This is a genomic window from Microcoleus sp. ARI1-B5, from assembly GCF_036705795.1.
Lineage (GTDB): Bacteria > Cyanobacteriota > Cyanobacteriia > Cyanobacteriales > Microcoleaceae > Microcoleus.
The window spans coordinates 1-18,021 of sequence record NZ_JAUBVK010000037.1 but is presented as its reverse complement, the minus strand read 5'-3'; the positions used below and the strand labels follow the sequence as shown (position 1 = coordinate 18,021).

The window sequence follows — 18,021 nt, the reverse complement described above, 5'->3', positions numbered from 1 at the left end:
TCGCGATCGTTGCCATTGCTTTTTCAGTTTTGCCTTTTTTTATATTAAGTTTTGCGTTTTTATATATTAAGTTTTGCGTTTTTATATTAAGTTTTGCCTTTTTTTTATATTAAAAGTTTTAAACCTTAGTATACTGAATTTTCAAAATAACGTAATGAATTACCTTAACTTAGAATATCACGTCTTTGTGACTGAAAACTGTGCCTAAAGGAATAAAATCTCCAAAAATCCACTTTATTTCAGGGCTGCCTCGTTCTGGTTCTACCTTACTCGGAGCCTTACTCCGACAAAACCCCCGGTTTCACGCCAGTATGTCTAGCCCTGTCGGGAGTCTGGTGAGTCGAATGCTGGAAGCGATGAGCGAAGACAATGAGTTTTCCGTTTTTATCACCCCTGAGCAAAAACGGGCATTGACCTTAGCGATATTCTCAACGTTCTACGAGTCGCAAGCAGATAAAGAAGTCATCTTTGATACGAATCGATTGTGGTGTAGCAAGTTGTCTTTAATTCAAGAGCTATTTCCCACCTCAAAAGTAATTTGCTGCGTGCGGAATGTGGCTTGGATTATGGACAGCATCGAACGGCTGGTGAGAAAAAATTCCTTTGATGTTTCCCGCTTATTTAATAATCCCACCGAACGCGCCACTGTTTACACCCGGACTGAAACCTTAAGTCAGGGGAGTAGGTTAGTAGGATTTGCTTACAACGCCCTCAAGGAGGCTTTTTATAGCGAATACAGTTCGCAGTTATTGCTAGTCGATTACGACTTGCTCGCACAAAAGCCGGATAAGGTTTTGGATTTAATTTATCAATTTCTGGAGGAAGAACGGTTCAATCATGATTTTGAAAATGTCCAATATGATGCACCAGAATTTGATAGCAAACTCAACCTGAAAGGGCTGCATACAGTCCGTTCCAAAGTCGAATTGCGATCGCGCCAAACGATTTTACCGCCAGATTTATTTACCCAGTTTAATCAGTTGTCTTTTTGGACAAATCCTAGCAATAGTTTGGCGAATTTGATTGTTCCCCAGCCCATAGAAGCAACGGTTAAATCTTAGTTTCCCTTGTTAAGGGACAAAAGTTTCACTCACTCAAACAACACAACAGGAAAAAAATCAAATGACAAACTTCACCGTTAACCAAACTACTGATGACGGCACTGGCTTAACCTCAGGCACTCTCAGTTATGCAATTCTGCAAGCCAACCAACTAGCAGGAAATGACACCATTACCATCAATAACGATGTGCGTGTCACTGGGGTAGTAAAGACGCTAGTGAACAGCAACATTACGATTGTGGGCAATAACCACAGCATCAGCGGTGATGCTAATAACAACGGCATCAACGACAGTGGCGACGTGCGCCCCTTGTTCATCCTGTCGGGAACTGTTGGCATTTCTGACCTGACCATCACCAACGGACGGGCTAAAGGCGGAGATAGTGGACAAGGCGCTGGCGGTGCCGGACTAGGGGGCGGTTTGTTTATCTATAATGGCAATGTTTCTTTGAACCATGTCGCTTTTAGTAATAACGCAGCACAAGGCGGCAGTAGCGGTGTCACTGGACTGGGTCGCGGCGGCGGCGGACTGTTTGGCAATGGTGGCGGCGGCGGCGGCGGCGGACTGTTTGCCGATAGCACTAACAACAATGGTGGTTATGGAGGCAATGGCAACTACGGTGGCAGCAGCAACGGCGGCTTCGGCGGTGGCGGACAGTATTTCAGCTATAGTAACGGCACTGGTGGCTTCGGTGGAGGAGGAGGTGGTGGTGTCTATGGCGGCAAGGGTTTTAGTGGCGGCTTCGGCGGTGGTGGTGGCTACGGCTTCTATGGTGGAGGGAAGGGGGGTTATGGCGGCGGCGGCAGCTACGCACAGGGCGGCTTCGGCGGCGGCTACGGCGGCCAATTTAGCGGTGGCGGCGGTGCTGGACTGGGGGGTGGTATCTTTGTCCGCAGTGGTTCTTTAAACCTCAATAACACAAGCTTTACCAACAACACGGCTACAGGCGGCACAGGGAATCAGAATGGTCAAGGTTTAGGTGGGGGGATTTTTATCATGCAGTCCACCACCAACACCAACGGCAACAACCAGGGAATGCCGACTGTCCTTGGCACTGTCAATTTTGTGGGTTCATCTACCTTCAGCGGCAACAGTGCAGCGAACGATGCGGGGACTCTGACTAATAACGATGATGTTTACGGCACACAAATACCTCCCAGCAACCAACCCCCCGTAGCTAACCCCGACAGTGCTACCACTACCAAAAATACTGCCGTGACCATCTCGGCAAGTACCCTGTTAGCTAACGATACGGATCCGGACAACAACCCGCTGAGCATCACTGGTGTCAGCAATGCTACCAACGGTACTGCTGTCCTGAATAATAACGGCACACCTGGCAACACGGCAGATGACTTTATTGTCTTTACCCCAACTACTGGATTCAGTGGTAATGCCAGCTTTAACTACACCCTCAGCGATGGTAGCCTCACCAACATTGGTAATGTCACCGTTACCGTGGGGACTAACCTTTCTGGTGGTAACGGCGACGACTTGCTCAACGGCACAGCAGGCAATGATAGCCTCTCTGGCGGCAACGGCCAAGACACCCTCAATGGCAGTGCCGGCAATGATACCCTCAATGGCGGTAACGGCGCAGATAACCTGACAGGCGGTACTGGTAACGACATCTTAACGGGTGGCAATGGTCCTGATACTTTCATCTTCGCCGCCCTAGACGGCACTGATACGATTACCGACTTTAAGGATGGAGTCGATTACATTGGTCTGTCCGGCGGTTTAACCTTTGGTCAACTGTCCTTCTCTGGCAGCAACATCATTATTACCAGCACCAATAAAATCATGGCAACGCTGACGGGTATTAATACCACTACCCTCACATCTGCTGATTTCTTAACGGTCTAGGATTATAGGCTTTTTGGGTGATTGGTGATGCGATCGCATTTGAGAACAAAAAAATGCGATCGCATTTTCGCCCATAAAGCCTATTTAATCAAACGCGCTGAAAACAACAGGAATCATATCAATTCCGGTTGCACTCCTTATGATATAGAGGACACGGCACTGCCGTCTCGAAAGCTGTGGGTAATATTAATTCCGATGCTTGAAGATATCGGAATTAATCTAACAAATTTTCCCCCAATCCGCTGATATTTATCTCAAGTTCAGTGACAGATAAGCTATCAAAGTTGTCTAAATTTTGCTCTCAATTCCGTTTTGATTTTTGGTAATTATCCTGTCTAATTTTAGGTGCATCTTTAGGGATTTCCCGCATCAACTCTATTTCCCAATGTACTCAGAACTGGATATTCTGACGCTTGGAAGCTTTCCTAAAAATTGACAATCTTGGGTAAGTTTGATATCATCGAGCTAAACAGTGGGAATAGTAAAGTGAAATTCACTTCCTCGGTCTTTTCCTGGGGAATCTACCCAAATTTTACCGCCCCAGCCGGCAACAATCTGTTTGCAAATTGCCAATCCCAAACCGGTACCCCCGGTGCTGCGGCGCAGCGCTCCTTCTTCTTGATAAAATCGATCGAACACTACTTTCAAACTATTCGCCTCTATTCCCCTCCCCGTATCGGCTACGAGCACTTCCACCATCCGAGAACCGTTGCATTTCGCTCTTATGGTCACGCTTCCCTGGGCTGTAGTGAATTTGCAAGCGTTGTCTAGCAGTTTGGAGAGTACCTCCACCAACCACTCGCCGTCAGCTTGCACTAGAGGCAATTCTGCGGACACTTCGGCGATAATTTGCGGTAACTGTCGATCCAACGCGCGCGATCGCACGCTGCTGAGGGCCAAATCAACGCATTCTTGCAGCGTCAGCGATTCTACATTCCATTGAACTCGCCCGCTTTCTAAGTGAGAAAGAGTTAAGAAATCCTGCACGAGTTTCCGCATTCTATCGGCATCGCTGAGGGCAGTTTCTAACATGATTTGCCGCAATTCTGCGGGCATATCTGGTTCTGAATTCAAACTTTCCAAACATACTTGAATCGTAGAAAGCGGAGTGCGGAGTTCGTGGCCGGTGATGGCAATTAGATTGCTGCGGGTGCGGTCTAATGCTTCTAATTGTTGGTTGAGTTCTTCTAAGTGAGCGTAGGTTTCGGCTTGAATTAAGGCTGCTCCGAGTTGGGTGGCGATCGCCTCTACGAGAGCAATTTCGTCTTCTTCCCAAGGCGAAGCAGATCGGCACTGGTGCATTTCCACCATGCCCAAAACCCGCCCCTGATAAAGCACCGGCATCATTAACCAAGAGACAATTTGCCAATTGTTGACAATTTCGCCTAGGGATTTTGTATTGACAATCAGCGGGTGTTGTGCTGTGTCTTGGATGTAAACTCGCTCTTGCCGCGCTACCGCGTCGATCCATATTGGATTTTCCTGCAACAGCCAAGTCTGATTTAGCACAGAAGTAGTGCCGGCACGCAAAAACTCGCGATCGATTTTGACCGCCACATCTGCGGCTTTGCAGCGATAAATTAAACAGCGGCTTGCTGACAAAGCAGTTCCCAGTTCTTGCACTGCGACTTCGACAATTTCTTGCGGGTTGAGAGACTGCCGCATTGCCGTTGTAATTAGGTTGATCAGGCGTTCTTTGCGTTCCTGGGCGGCGATCGCGCTGTATGCTTTCAGCAGTTTGTGCTGGCCTGATTGCAAGTAGGTGACTAAGCGTTCGGTAAAAGCGTCGCTCAATTTGGGATTGGGAATTTTTGAGCTTTTTGGCGCACTTTTCTTGGGTTTTGCGGCTTTGTCAGTTGCGGATTTCCGCGTTTTTTTGGGTGTTTTGCCCAGATTGTAAGTTGTGCGCGCTCGATCGATCTTTTCGGCCAATTCCGGGCGATATTTAAGAATTTTATCTAGCAACAATTCGGCAGCTTTGCAGCTTACCTCGCGATCGAACGTCCAAATTCCTTCAAATCTGCGAGCTTGATCCATCAACAGCGGCCCGCGATCGTCCTGGTTGTCGATCGGCACAATTTTTTCTTGACAAATCAGACAAGTTGAGTAGTTTTGCCCCAGCACCACTAAGTGCCACTCTTTACTCAATGCGTCTTCCGGTGCAAACGCCACATTTTCGTGACATTCCGAGGAATTTTTAAACTCTGTTTCCGGTGCAGCCAGCACGTATACCTGAGAAGATCGATCGGCAATGCGCCGGTAGCGGTGAGCTTCTTGGCGGTAGAAGCGTTCTCGCTGAAAGCTGGCAATCACTAGGGGTTCGTCGTCGGAACCCGCCAAAACCAAGTCTTCCATCGCGTGAGACAGCGCTGTCATGGAAGATTTGAAATAAATTTGTGCCCGCAGTTGGGGCAAAGCTTGCAGAAGTTCTGCGAGTAGCGAAATTGGGACGATCATCTAGCCTTAGACGTGCATTTTTGCCGATGACAAAACGGGAGCGATCGACAATAAGTTGAGATCGATCCCTTTTTAGTATCTCTCAAAACTCACTACTAATTCGCTGTTAGCAAGAAACTAACGGCCAATTATTTTTTAGGGGGCGATCGCCCCTGAGTATAAATGCTGTGGCTGTGGTTGTAAGCTGGCGCGCATCTAAGTTTAACCATCCTGTTTCTTACAACAATCAGTGGGGCGGGTACTTTCCGAGGCCGCCCCTAAAATTAAATTTAAATGCCGCAACAGCTTATCAGGCTAGTTCGCCCCCTTCGTCCCTGCCACCGGGAGATGATTTGTAGAGAGCATCTAATTGTTCGCGGGCGTCTTGCACTGTCAGCGAACGCATCACTAACAGCGGTTCATTGACAACATTTCCGTATTCGTCTAACAGTTCTGGATGGGGTACGGCTTGAGAGCGGGGATAGGATGCGTAGCGATTGTTTGCCCTGAATTGTTGGGGGCGCTGGGACTCCATACCTACCGTGACTAGACTGCGGATCAAGTTACCGACTGCCAGAAAGGCAAGAACGGTAAAAGCTAAAATATAAAGCAGGTGCAACATTATTTTCTCCTCCGGGCTAAACAGCCACACAGCAATTTACAAAAGTGTTTCAGCAAGTAATAACTTATTAACTGGAAATCTGTTTGAGCGAGTTCAAGTGGGCCGCGACATTTCCTCTTGTTTGGGATGTGACTGCGGGTTTAACTTGAACGGGCTGCTTTATTTTCCAGGGGGAGCTGACTGCAATGAGCGAAAGCGCGCCGATACTTGCCAGCATTCGGCGAGCAGTCTGTGCCACGGCATCAGTGCTGCGGTTTCGATTGCAACTTGACCTCCGGTTGCTTGAAATAGAGCTTTAGCAGCGCCTACTTCTTGCTGAGCCTGTTTGACTCGCGCCAGCAAGTCGGATTGAGCTTCGCCGCTCAGAAAATGAATTTCCTCAGTTTCTAAGAGGGTGGTCGAGCGATCGAACCAGTAATTAAAATCCTCTAACAGCGGTTCCAGTAACGCTTTGAGCAATTCTGATTCGGGCACGTTGGAATTAAGCATGGATTAAAATTGAGTTATTTATTTATTGTAACCTTAAACGTCCTTTACAATTTGTAACATATTTTTTTTAACAAAAATTCAATAATTTTACAAAAATTAGCAGGTGGGCGTGCATAAATTTAACAGTGTCAGCAGCGATTTTTGAGTCAAATCCCCAATTAGGCCCATATCGGCTCATACAGCGCGTGTATAGCTGAAGGCTCTGTTATACAGAAAACAACAAAAGCAACAGTTTCAAAATTAAGAAAGTCCACAGGTATCAACAACCAGGTCAAACGCACTACCTCTCTGCTGTCTGACTCTGGAGGCCGCCGCTCCCCCCGGCGCCCCCCGATCCCTTGGGGGGAACCGGAAATGACGATCGACAGTCCCCCTTGGTTCGGGGGAGTAGGGGGTATGCGAGGGGGATCGGGCAAGAGGCTAAAAGCGAGATTTTTGAAGTATTCTAGTCTGAAGTTGACACCAATAGCCCCAGCCGGAAGTCGGCGCTTGCCGCCCCAATCTGAGTAAGATAGAAGCAACTGCAACTTGCATTAATTGCTAATTCAGCCGATGTCTAGCTCAGAATCCATGAACGCTCCAGAACAGTCCGTTAAGATTGAGTTGCCCCGCACGAGCGAGTCCGAACAACTAAAAAAAATTCGCCACACCGCCTCCCACGTTATGGCGATGGCGGTGCAGAAGTTATTTCCCAAGGTCCAAGTAACGATCGGCCCTTGGATAGAAAATGGTTTCTATTACGATTTTGACAGCCCCGAACCTTTTACCGAAAAGGATCTCAAGGCAATTAAAAAAGAAATGATCAAAATCATCAACCGCAAATTGCCTGTAATTCGGGAAGAAGTCAGCCGCGAGGAAGCGGAACGCAGAATTAAGGAGATAAACGAACCTTACAAATTAGAAATTTTGGCAGGTTTGATTGAACCGATTACTCTTTACCATTTGGGTGACGAATGGTGGGATTTGTGCGCCGGGCCTCACTTGGATAATACCAGTGAAATCAATGGAAGGGCGATCGAGCTAGAGAGTCTCGCCGGCGCGTACTGGCGCGGCGACGAAACCAAAGCTCAGTTACAGCGCATTTACGGCACAGCTTGGGAAACTCCCGAACAGTTGGAAGCCTACAAACACCGCAAAGAAGAAGCCTTAAGGCGCGATCACCGCAAACTTGGCAAAGAATTAGGCTTATTTATTTTTGCCGATCCGGTGGGTCCCGGTTTGCCTTTGTGGACGCCCAAAGGCACTATTTTGAGAAGTATTTTAGAAGATTTCTTGAAACAAGAACAAATCAAGCGCGGCTATTTGCAAGTTGTGACACCGCACATTGCCAGAGTTGATTTGTTCAAAATTTCTGGACATTGGCAGAAATACAAAGAAGATATGTTCCCGCTGATGGCAGAGGATGAGGAAGCGGCAGCAAACGAACAGGGTTTTGTCATGAAACCCATGAACTGCCCTTTTCACATTCAAATTTACAAAAGCGAACTGCGTTCCTATCGGGAATTGCCCATGCGCTTAGCAGAATTCGGCACAGTTTACCGCTACGAACAATCGGGAGAATTGGGCGGTTTAACGCGGGTGCGCGGCTTCACGGTGGATGATTCCCACTTGTTTGTCACGCCGGAACAGTTGGATGCTGAATTCTTGAGTGTGGTGGATTTGATTCTGTCAGTATTCAAGAGCCTGCAACTGAAAAACTTTAAGGCGCGTTTGAGTTTCCGCGATCCGGAAAATTTAGAGAAATACATCGGTTCCGATGAAGCTTGGGAAAAGGCGCAAGGTGCCATCCGCCGCGCGGTGGAAACTTTGGGCATGAATTATTTTGAGGGAATTGGCGAAGCGGCTTTTTACGGCCCGAAACTCGATTTCATTTTCCAAGATGTGTTGGATAGAGAATGGCAATTAGGAACTGTTCAGGTAGATTACAATTTGCCAGAACGTTTTGATTTGCAATACGTTGCTGAAGACGGCACTCGCCAGCGTCCGGTGATGATTCATCGCGCTCCTTTCGGTTCTTTGGAGCGTTTAATTGGGATTTTGATCGAACAGTATGCGGGGGATTTCCCGATATGGTTAGCGCCGGTTCAGGTGCGGTTGTTGCCTGTCAGCGGAGATTTCTTGCCGTTTGCTAAGGAAGTTGCGGCGAAGATGAAGGCGCTCAATATTCGCGCTGAAGCTGATGAGAGTAGCGAACGTTTGGGTAAGTTGATTCGCAATGCTGAGAAGGATAAAATTCCGGTGATGAGTGTTGTGGGTGCGAAGGAGGTTGAGTCTAATAGTTTGAATATTCGGACTCGGGCTTCTGGAGAGTTGGGAGAGATTTCGGTTGATGAAGTTATTGGGAGGTTGCAGGGGGCTATTAGTAGTTATGGCGATTTTTAAGCGAAATATTGTATCTGCTTGAACAGTAACAATAAAATAGGTTCGCAGCATCGGACTTCAGTCCTTCTTTATTACAAACTTTTAAGAAGGACTGAAGTCCGAACGATCAAACCGCGATCGAGACGCCCGTTTCACAGAATTCAGAAACCGGGTTTCTCGCCTCCACCTGCGCCAGCCCTGAAACAGTCTGAACTTTTGAGATTTTTGATAAGATGTAATAAACGGGAAGTAAGATTATGCCTAATCCATTTCCGGGGATGAATCCCTATTTAGAAAGTCCTGACTTTTGGCCCCAAGTACATCACTTGCTAATTAGTAGCATTTTTGAATCATTAGTGCCGCAGTTGCTGCCAAAATATATCGTCGATATTGAAAAAAGAGTTTATGAGATTAGCGGGGAAAATTCCCTATTAGTGGGGATTCCTGATGTCACCGTGCAGCCCTCTCCAATTCAAACAAACCCTACTTCTTCTAATATCGCAGTTGCCGCACCACCTGTGACAGCTTTGAAAGTAAGACTGCCAGTACCTGTCGAATTGAGGGAAGCCTATCTAGAGGTGCGAGATACAGAAACTAGGGAAGTTGTGACAGTGATTGAAGTGCTGTCACCCGCCAACAAGCGTCCTGGGAAAGGGCGAGAAATGTATGAAGAAAAGCGAGAAAAGGTGTTTGGTAGTCGGACTCATATGGTAGAGATTGACTTGCTGCGAAGTTACCAACCTCTACCAGTTTTTGGTAATGAGATTGAGGGAAGTTATCGAATTTTGGTAAGTCGGACAAATCAAAAGCCTTTGGCAGATTTGTACCTTTTCAATTTACCCAATATGATTCCTCAATTTCCTTTGCCTTTGCGCCCAGGCGATGCGGAACCAATTGTAGATTTACAAGCGTTATTAAATGGGGTTTACGATCGCGCAGCCTATGATTTTAGAATCGACTATACCCTCGAACCCGTGCCGCCGCTTGCCGAACCGGATGCTGTTTGGGCTGATGCTTGGTTGCGGGAGACAGGGTTAAGGGGTTGATAGGGTGGAAATTTTCAACAATATATTGCTATGCCTAATCCATTTCCGGGGCTGAATCCCTATTTAGAAAGTCCTGACTTTTGGCGGGCCGTTCACAATCGCTCGATCGTGGCGATCGCAGATGCTACGGTTCTGTACTTACCGTTGATGGTAACTTTGGCTCCAAAACTGAAGACTTCGTTAAGCGATTCCACGCAGCTTGCAGCCTAAGGGTTAATGGGATAGTTGGCTCAGAGACGTGGCTCGCTCTAGAACAAGTTAAATCTCATACCGGAAAAACTCACCCTACTTTACGCAGTGGCGATCGAGGCGATGAGGTCAAATATCTACCAGTGCGCCTCAATGGGTACTATGGAGATCGACTTGTTGTTAATGGCTGCTTTGGCTCCAAAACTGAAGCCCTGGTGCGGCAATTCCCAGCCGATCGCAAGCTAACGGTTGATGGGAACGTCGGGTAAAATACTTGGAGTTTCCTAGAGCAACCTAACTATGATGTTTAACATTTTAGCGTTTTATTAGCAGTAATACCTGGGAGTGAAAAAGAGGTCTAAGAATTAGATATAATCTGGGTTGCCGCCCGTATACCCTGTTTATAAAATCGATGTTTGTTTGTTGGAGTTAAATTCATTAACTATTGCACAAATTCAGCATATTATCCCTTGATAATTGACCGGCGGCGCTTAGTTTGTCGTTGTTTTTAATGTCGATATCTAGAAACGGCCACTAGCAGTAGCGAATGCAGCTAGTGAATAGTTGATAGTGAATAGTTGATTTTGAATGCGATCGCCCGCCATACGCTCCAAAGCGGGCAGGATGCCCATCTCATAAGAAAATTCACTTTTTTATGGGTGGAACAGGCAGGATGTCTGTTTGTATGTGAGAATTATCCAACCAGCAACAGCAAACTCAACCCTAGCCGGAGCGAGACGATCGACCTAAAACAAGCGTCCCGCTTCCAAGTACAATCATGAGTTGTGATAGATTTGGTTTCTTGCAGGCTAAAGTGAAAAATCGGCTATAACCAGCCTGTGGTGGAACAGCCGTCGGGCCTGTGGTCGGCCGAGTCAATCTAAAATCTCAAATCCAAAACCTAAAATCGACTGATTTCGGACAAATGATTGAAGTAGAACACTTAAGCAAAACTTACGGTTCGACCGCAGCGATCGCGGACGTGTCTTTTTCGGTCGAATCAGGAGAAATTCTCGGGTTTTTGGGGCCCAACGGCGCCGGCAAAACCACAACCATGCGGATTTTGTCGGGATATTTGCCCGCATCCAGCGGTACAGCCCGCATCGCGGGCCTGGATGTTCACGAAAACTCGATGGGAGTCAGACAGCGCATCGGTTATCTGCCGGAAAACCCGCCGCTTTATCCAGAAATGACTGTGGAAGGGTTTCTGTTTTTTGTGGCGCGGATTAAGCAAGTACCTGCGGGCGATCGCGCGCGACGAGTTACTTCCGCGCTCGAACGCTGCGGCCTGGTTGAAAAACGCAAAGTTTTAATCCGCAAACTTTCCAAAGGATTCAAGCAGCGAGTTGGTATTGCGCAGGCGATCGTCCACGACCCGCCGGTGATTATCTTAGACGAACCAACCGTCGGCCTCGACCCACGACAAATCATCGAAGTCCGCAATCTCATCAAAAGCCTCGGCGGCCAGCACACAATCATCCTTTCCACCCACATTTTGCCGGAAGTCAGCATGACTTGCAACCGCGTCACCATCATCAATCGCGGTAAAATCGTTGCTGCGGGTAGTCCCGAAAATTTGATGGGAGAGTTTGCCGCCGGAGAGGGTTACGAAGTCGAAGTAGAAGGCGAGGCGGATTTGCTCAACAGTCTGCTTCTGCCTTCTTTGGAAAATTTGCCGGGAGTTCGATCGGTCGAATTGATTCCCAGCCAGCAATTTTTAGCCAGTCGCTACCGCCTGCGGGCCTTGTGCGAATCTGACATAGAACCGGGAAGAGAAATCGCCGCAGCTATTATCGCCTCTGGATTCGGACTCTGCGAAATGCGCCGCAATCGGGCTAGTCTGGAAGATGTGTTTTTACGGCTGACAGCGGCCCAAAAAAAACCGGAAGAAAATCTTGTGGTTCACAGCGAACCGGAGGTCGATCGAAATCTGCTCCAAGCGGCAGAAGTTCAAGATTCGATCGCGGATGCTCATCAATCGGAATCACAATCGATAATCGCGGATGCTCATCAATCGGAAGCGCCACCGAGTGTGGAAAATCTGCCACTTTCAGATAGGCAAGAGTCGATCGAGCATTCTCCACCAGACTCAGAACCAATCGTAGAAACTGTAGAGTCGATCGAGTATTCTCCACCAGACTCAGAACCAATCGTAGAAACTGTAGAGTCGATCGAGCATTACGAACCAGAATCGGAATTAGTTGTAGAAACTGTAGAGTCGATCGAGTATTCTCCACCAGACTCAGAACCAGTCGTAGAAACTGTAGAGTCGATCGAGTATTCTCATTCAGAATCAGAACCAGTTGTAGAAACTGTAGAGTTGATCGAGTATTCTCATTCATCATCGGAACCAGTCGTAGAAACTGTAGAGTCGATCTATGACTCAGAACCAGAATCAGAACCAGTTGTAGAAATCGCAGAGTCGATCGAGCATTACGAACCAGAATCAGAACCAGTTGTAGAAATCGCAGAGTCGATCGAGCATTACGAACCAGAATCAGAACTACTTGCAGAAACACCAGAGACAATCAGCGATATAGAACCAGAAATGCAACCAGTTGCAGAATTTCTGCAAATTGTCGAAAGACAAGAGTCGATCGAGCATTCCCCACCAGAATCAGAACCAGTTGCAGAAATCCTAGAGTCGATCGAGCATTCAGGGCCAGAAGCCGAACCTGTTGTCGAAACCGTAGAGTCGATGGAGTATCACGAACCGGAACCGATTGTCCAAAATCTGCCAGTTGTCGAAACCGTAGAGTCGATCGAGTATCGTGAACCGGAACCGATTGTCGAAAATCTGCTCGTTGTCGAAACCGTAGAGTCGATCGAGTATCGTGAACTCGAACCGGTTGTCGAAAATCTGCCAGTTGCAGAAACCGTAGAGTCGATCGAGTATCGTGAACTCGAACCGATTGTCGAAAATCTGCCAGTTGCAGAAACCGTAGAGTCGATGGAGCATTCAGGGCCAGAATCAGAACCAGTTGTCGAAACCGTAGAGTCGATCGAACATCCTGGGCCAGAAGCGGTTGTCGAAAAGCTGCCAGTTGTCGAAACCGTAGAGTCTATCGAGTATCGTGAACCGGAACCGATTGTCGAAAATCTGCCAGTTGTCGAAACCGTAGAGTCGATCGAGCATCCTCAACCGGAACCGGTTGTCGAAAAGCTGCCAGTTGTCGAAACCGTAGAGTCGCTCGAGTATTCAGGGCCAGAATCAGAACCTGTTGTCGAAACCGTAGAGTCGATCGAGCATTCAGGGCCAGAATCAGAACCAGTTGTCGAAACCGTAGAGTCGATCGAGCATCCTCAACCTAAACCGGAACCTGTTGTAAAAAATCGGCAACTCAAGAAAAAGCAACAACCGAGTAGCGATGCTAAACCAGAACAGCCACCTGCTACCAGAAAGCGACTAATAGAAAGAAAGCAACCCGATAGCAACGACAGCCAAAAACCACCAGCAGGCGACTCATAATGAACCAATTACCCATTCCCAATTCCTAAATGTTAGTAATGATTAGTAATATTGTCGCCATTTACCGCAAAGAACTGCAAAGCTATTTTGCATCACCATTAGCATATGCCATCGCCGCCGTCTTTTGGCTGATCACCGGCTACTTTTTAATCGCCATTCTCTTCGGCCCAGAAGGATTGATTGCCCAAATCGCCCAGCGAGACCAAGCGGGAATTACCGAACCTCCCATCGATGTAGCCTACGAATTTCTGCAACTCTTCCTGCGAATCATGGGTTCCCTTTCACTGTTCGTATTGCCAGCACTCTCAATGGGACTTTACGCAGAAGAACGCAAACGCGGCACCTTAGAACTTTTAGCCACATCGCCCTTAACAAACTGGGCAGTTGCTACCGGCAAACTCCTCGGCGTTTTAACATTTTATACCACAATGTTGCTGCCCCTGCTCTTCTGCGAGGATCTCGCCCTCAGTTCCTCAACCCCACCCGTACCCCCCGGCGTCCTCATCCTAGGACACGGCGGCCTAATCTTACTAGCAGCCGGAGTATTGTCCCTCGGAATGTTCATTTCCTCCCTCACAGACAGCACAATTTTATCAGCCATCCTCACCTTCGCTCTAGTATTATTTCTGTGGGTAATCGATGCAGCCGCAGTCAGTATCGGCGGCCCCTTCGGAGCAGCCTTAGGCCAACTGTCGTTATTAACACATTACACCAATCTTGTCAAGGGAGTTTTTGATACCAGCAGTTTAATTATGTTTGCCAGTTACATCATTTTAGGAGTATTTCTCACCGCCCAATCCATCGACGCTTTGCGATATCAGCGTTCTTAGCGAAGGGTTCGGGAGAGGGAGAGGGGGAGAGGGAGGAGAGGGGAAGGGGGAAACTCAAGGAGGGGCAACCAATTACCAATTACCAATTCCCAATTCCCAATCACCAATTACCAATTCCCAATTCCCAATTCCCAATTCCCAATTCCCAATTCCCAATTACCAATTTCCAATTCCCAATTCCCAATTCCCAATTAAAGTGAGTCATTCTAAAAAGTACCTCAAACAATGAGATTTATCAATCCAAAAATCGACTTTGCGTTCAAAAAAATATTCGGTTCCAGCGACAACAAAGACATCCTGATGAATTTTTTAAACGCCATCCTTTATGAAGCACAGCCGGTCATCGAAGACTTAGAAATAATCGACTCCCCACCAGGAAATAAAACTTTCGGAGTCCAAGACACACACCTAGATGTCAAAGCCACAATAAACGGCGGCCGAATCGCCCTCATTGAAATCCAACTCCTCAACGTGCCATCCTTCGAGAAAAGAGTTTTGTACAACGCTGCCAAAACCTACAGCCTGCAATTAACAGGAGAAGAACGCTACGAAAGACTGAAAACAGTAATTTCATTGAAAATTGCCGACTTTGAAATGTTTGAAAATCAACCAGAATTTATGACGAGGTTTGTTTTCAAAGAAAAAGAGCAACAGTTTGATAGTCCAGATACTGAAATAGAATTAGTATTTGTCGAACTGCCCAAATTTAGCAAAGAATTAGCACAATTAGAAACAACCGCCGACCAATGGATTTACTTTCTCCAAAACACCAGCACTCTGGAGACAGTACCAGAAACACTGAGTGCAGTTCCCGAAATACACAAAGCTTTGAGAATTGCCAGCGAGGACAACTTCACTCAGGAAGAATTAAATGAATTGCAGAACCAAGAACTGTGGATTCAAGACCAGCAGATTGCCATAGATTTAGCAAGAGACCAGGTGACAAAAACCGCTCAACTCTCGTTAATATTGCGTCAACTCGTGCGGCGTTTAGGCACAATAGAACCGGAAACTGAAAACAGCATCCGTCAATTAGGCTTACAGGAATTAGAAGAATTAGGAGATGCCGTGCTGGATTTCAACAGTTTGTCAGATTTAACAGAATGGTTGCGGGCTAATGCGATATAGAATAACATTCTCTAACCGGAATTTTCTCACCCAATATTTACATTATGAAAATTAGCAAAAAAAATTGGAAATACGTTTTTTTGCTGGGCCCCCTCCTCACCGCAGCGGGGGTAACAGCAGCACTTGTATCCGGAGTATGGGAACCCCTGACAGTCGGTTTAGTTATTGCCGGAATAGTGACGATCGCACTTTGGCTGCTATATTTGACTAACGAACAAGGCTTTTGGGGGCGGCGTTCCACTCAAGCGAGCACCAACGCCCTGATTGCTACCCTCGCCGTCTTTGTGATTCTCGGGGTGATTAACTTCATAGCATTTCGCTATCCCCTCCGCATAGACTTAACCGAAAGCCAACAATTTACCCTCGCCCCCCAGACTCAACAAATCCTGCGAAACCTGCAACAAACAGTCAAAGTTTGGGTGTTTGACCCCATCCAAAATCCCCAAATTAAAGAATTGCTGCAAAGCTACAAACGCGAGGGAGGCGAAAAGTTCCAATACGAGTTTGTTGACCCGCAGGCCCAACCGGGAAAAATCCGGGAATTTAGCATTACCAGCATCGGAGAAGTTTACTTGCAATCCGGTGACAAAAAACAGGTACTGCAAAAAGGCGGCACTGCTTTTGGTAGCGACCCGAATCAAGGTCTTTCAGAGATAAAACTTACCAACGGCTTAGAAGAAATTCTCAGCACTCGTACTCCTACAGTTTACTTTTTGCAAGGGAAAGGAGCACGCCCGCTGAAAGAAGGTCAAGGCGGAATTCAGCAAGCTGAAAAAGCTCTGAAAGATAAATACTATAACGCTCAAACGCTGAATTTGACCGAACGCAAAGAAGTTCCAGAAGATGCAGATGCTTTAATCGTTCCTGGGTTGGAAAAACCGTTTTCCGATGCAGAAATTAAAGCACTAAAAGCTTATCTCGATCGCGGCGGCAGTTTATTGTTAATGGTAGACCCGGCAATTAATACCGGATTGGACAAATTGCTGCAAGAATGGGGCGTAAAACTAGACTCCCGTTTGGCTATCGATGCTTCGGGTACCGGTCAAAGATTTGGCCTGGGCCCCACTGTTCCCACAGTCAGGCGTTACGGCGAACATCCGATTACTCAAAGTTTTGACACCCGCATTTCTTTCTTTCCGTTTGCGCGTGCTCTCTCAACTTCGCCAGTAGAAGGGATAGAGGAAAAACCGCTGCTTTGGACGAGTCAGGAAAGTTGGGCGGAAAGCGATTTGACAACTAAGAAATTGGAGTTCGATCCGAAGACCGATCGACAAGGCCCGCTATTATTAGGTGTAGCTTTGGTGCGATCGGCTTCTGACAGCACTCCCTTAAATCCCTCACCCTCACCAACACCCGTCACGCCTTCACCCCAAGCATCGCCGACAACTTCGCCATCACCAACAACTTCGCCATCTCCAACAACTTCGCCATCGCCGACAACTTCGCCATCGCCGACAACTTCGCCGACAACTTCGCCATCGCCGACAACTTCGCCATCTCCAACAACTTCGCCATCTCCAACAACTTCGCCATCGCCGACAACTTCGCCATCGCCGACAACTTCGCCCACACCATCGCCGAAAACTTCGCCATCGCCGAAAACTTCGCCATCACCAACAACTTCGCCATCTCCAACAACTTCGCCATCACCAACAACTTCGCCATCTCCAACAACTTCGCCATCTCCAACAACTTCGCCGACAGCTTCCCCCATCAGCTATTCGGTGATTGTCTCCCAAGAAGCTACGCCTCCAGCAGTACCGACAATTTCGCCAATACCCACAGCATCTCCCACAGCATCTGGCGAAAGTTCGCCCATACCAACACCCACAACATCTCCCGCAGCATCTGGCGAAAGTTCGGTAACACCAACACCCGCAGCCTCTCCCGCGCCAACATCCACAGCATCTCCCACAGCATCTCCCAGTCCAACAGCAACTCCTTCTGTGCTTTCAACTCCTAGAAAAACATCGCGTATGGTAGTAATTGGCACATCTCAATTTGTGACTAACGGTTGGTTTGACCAACAACTCAATAGCGACGTGTTTCTCAACTCGGTCAGTTGGTTGAGTAAACCAGACCAGCAAAGCTTTTCTATCAGTCCAAAAAAAGCTACCAACCGCCGCATAAATATGACGGTCGTCCAAGTAGGATTGCTGATTTTAGCGTGGCTAATTTGGCCTTTACTCGGATTGGTAATTGGCGGCACTATCTGGTGGAAGAGAAGATAAGTTCGGCAACGGATTGTGAACCGGATTTAACGGAGTTAACGGATTTATTTGCCTCTTTCTTGTTTTTCCACCCATTACCAATTCCCAATTCCTAATTCCTAATTCCTAATCCCTAATTCCTAATTTTCGTAGGGTTCGTCAGGGGGGAAATTCTTAGTCGGTGTCAAAAGTTTCATCCCTGACACACCCTACAATCACTGCTAACTTTACAAATGACTAATGACCAATGACCAATGACCAATGACCAATGACCAATGACCAATGACCAATGACCAATGACCAATGACCAATG

The 18,021-nt window shown here is 47.3% G+C and carries 11 protein-coding genes and 2 pseudogenes; 10 read left to right on the top strand and 3 right to left on the bottom strand.

What is annotated here, in order from left to right; genetic code table 11:
• Positions 1–200: 200 nt before the first annotated feature.
• Both QUB63_RS30780 and QUB63_RS30775 read left to right on the top strand, forming a co-directional pair.
• Positions 201–1,061 carry a sulfotransferase family protein gene (locus tag QUB63_RS30780; RefSeq protein ID WP_332949171.1) on the top strand — a complete coding sequence of 287 codons (861 nt, stop codon included), beginning with the start codon at positions 201–203 and terminating at the stop codon, positions 1,059–1,061.
• A 61-nt stretch (positions 1,062–1,122) separates the two neighbouring features.
• Positions 1,123–2,928, top strand: a complete 1,806-nt coding sequence (locus QUB63_RS30775; RefSeq protein WP_332949170.1) for an Ig-like domain-containing protein — start codon at positions 1,123–1,125, stop codon at positions 2,926–2,928.
• A 465-nt stretch (positions 2,929–3,393) separates the two neighbouring features.
• On the opposite strand, the gene QUB63_RS30770 is transcribed toward QUB63_RS30775, so the two are convergent.
• The 3 genes from QUB63_RS30770 to QUB63_RS30760 form a co-directional block, all read right to left on the bottom strand.
• A complete protein-coding gene (locus QUB63_RS30770) occupies positions 3,394–5,385 on the bottom strand; it encodes a DICT sensory domain-containing protein (RefSeq protein ID WP_332949169.1) in 1,992 nt (663 codons plus the stop codon).
• Positions 5,386–5,674: 289 nt separating this feature from the next.
• Entirely contained in the window at positions 5,675–5,986 is a 312-nt protein-coding gene (locus QUB63_RS30765; RefSeq protein WP_332949168.1) for a DUF2973 domain-containing protein, read from the bottom strand.
• A 159-nt stretch (positions 5,987–6,145) separates the two neighbouring features.
• Positions 6,146–6,475 (bottom strand): DUF2605 domain-containing protein, encoded by a 330-nt coding sequence (locus tag QUB63_RS30760; RefSeq protein ID WP_332949167.1) that lies wholly within the window; start codon positions 6,473–6,475, stop codon positions 6,146–6,148.
• A 552-nt stretch (positions 6,476–7,027) separates the two neighbouring features.
• On the opposite strand from QUB63_RS30760, the gene thrS reads away from it, so the two are divergent.
• The 8 genes and pseudogenes from thrS (at position 7,028) to QUB63_RS30720 (ending at position 17,729) form a co-directional block, all read left to right on the top strand.
• Positions 7,028–8,857, top strand: coding sequence for a threonine--tRNA ligase (gene thrS / locus QUB63_RS30755; RefSeq protein WP_332949166.1), 1,830 nt, complete (start codon positions 7,028–7,030; stop codon positions 8,855–8,857).
• Positions 8,858–9,093: 236 nt separating this feature from the next.
• A complete protein-coding gene (locus QUB63_RS30750) occupies positions 9,094–9,882 on the top strand; it encodes a DUF4058 family protein (protein ID WP_332949165.1) in 789 nt (262 codons plus the stop codon).
• Positions 9,883–9,912: 30 nt separating this feature from the next.
• Positions 9,913–9,972: pseudogene (locus QUB63_RS35185) on the top strand (DUF4058 family protein); the annotation flags it as partial.
• Complete coding sequence (locus tag QUB63_RS30740) at positions 9,963–10,340, top strand: peptidoglycan-binding domain-containing protein (protein WP_332949164.1); 378 nt, start codon at positions 9,963–9,965, stop codon at positions 10,338–10,340. The pseudogene QUB63_RS35185 and the gene QUB63_RS30740, both read left to right, overlap by 10 nt.
• 656 nt (positions 10,341–10,996) lie before the next feature.
• Positions 10,997–11,998 (top strand): annotated as a pseudogene (locus QUB63_RS30735) (ABC transporter ATP-binding protein); the annotation flags it as partial.
• A 1,571-nt stretch (positions 11,999–13,569) separates the two neighbouring features.
• The gene (locus tag QUB63_RS30730; RefSeq protein ID WP_332949163.1) at positions 13,570–14,370 is read left to right on the top strand and encodes an ABC transporter permease; all 801 of its coding nucleotides are present in this window, start codon (positions 13,570–13,572) and stop codon (positions 14,368–14,370) included.
• A gap of 225 nt (positions 14,371–14,595) precedes the next feature.
• Positions 14,596–15,498, top strand: a complete 903-nt coding sequence (locus QUB63_RS30725) for an Rpn family recombination-promoting nuclease/putative transposase (protein WP_332949162.1) — start codon at positions 14,596–14,598, stop codon at positions 15,496–15,498.
• Positions 15,499–15,542: 44 nt separating this feature from the next.
• The gene (locus tag QUB63_RS30720; RefSeq protein ID WP_332949161.1) at positions 15,543–17,729 is read left to right on the top strand and encodes a GldG family protein; all 2,187 of its coding nucleotides are present in this window, start codon (positions 15,543–15,545) and stop codon (positions 17,727–17,729) included.
• Positions 17,730–18,021: the final 292 nt, after the last annotated feature.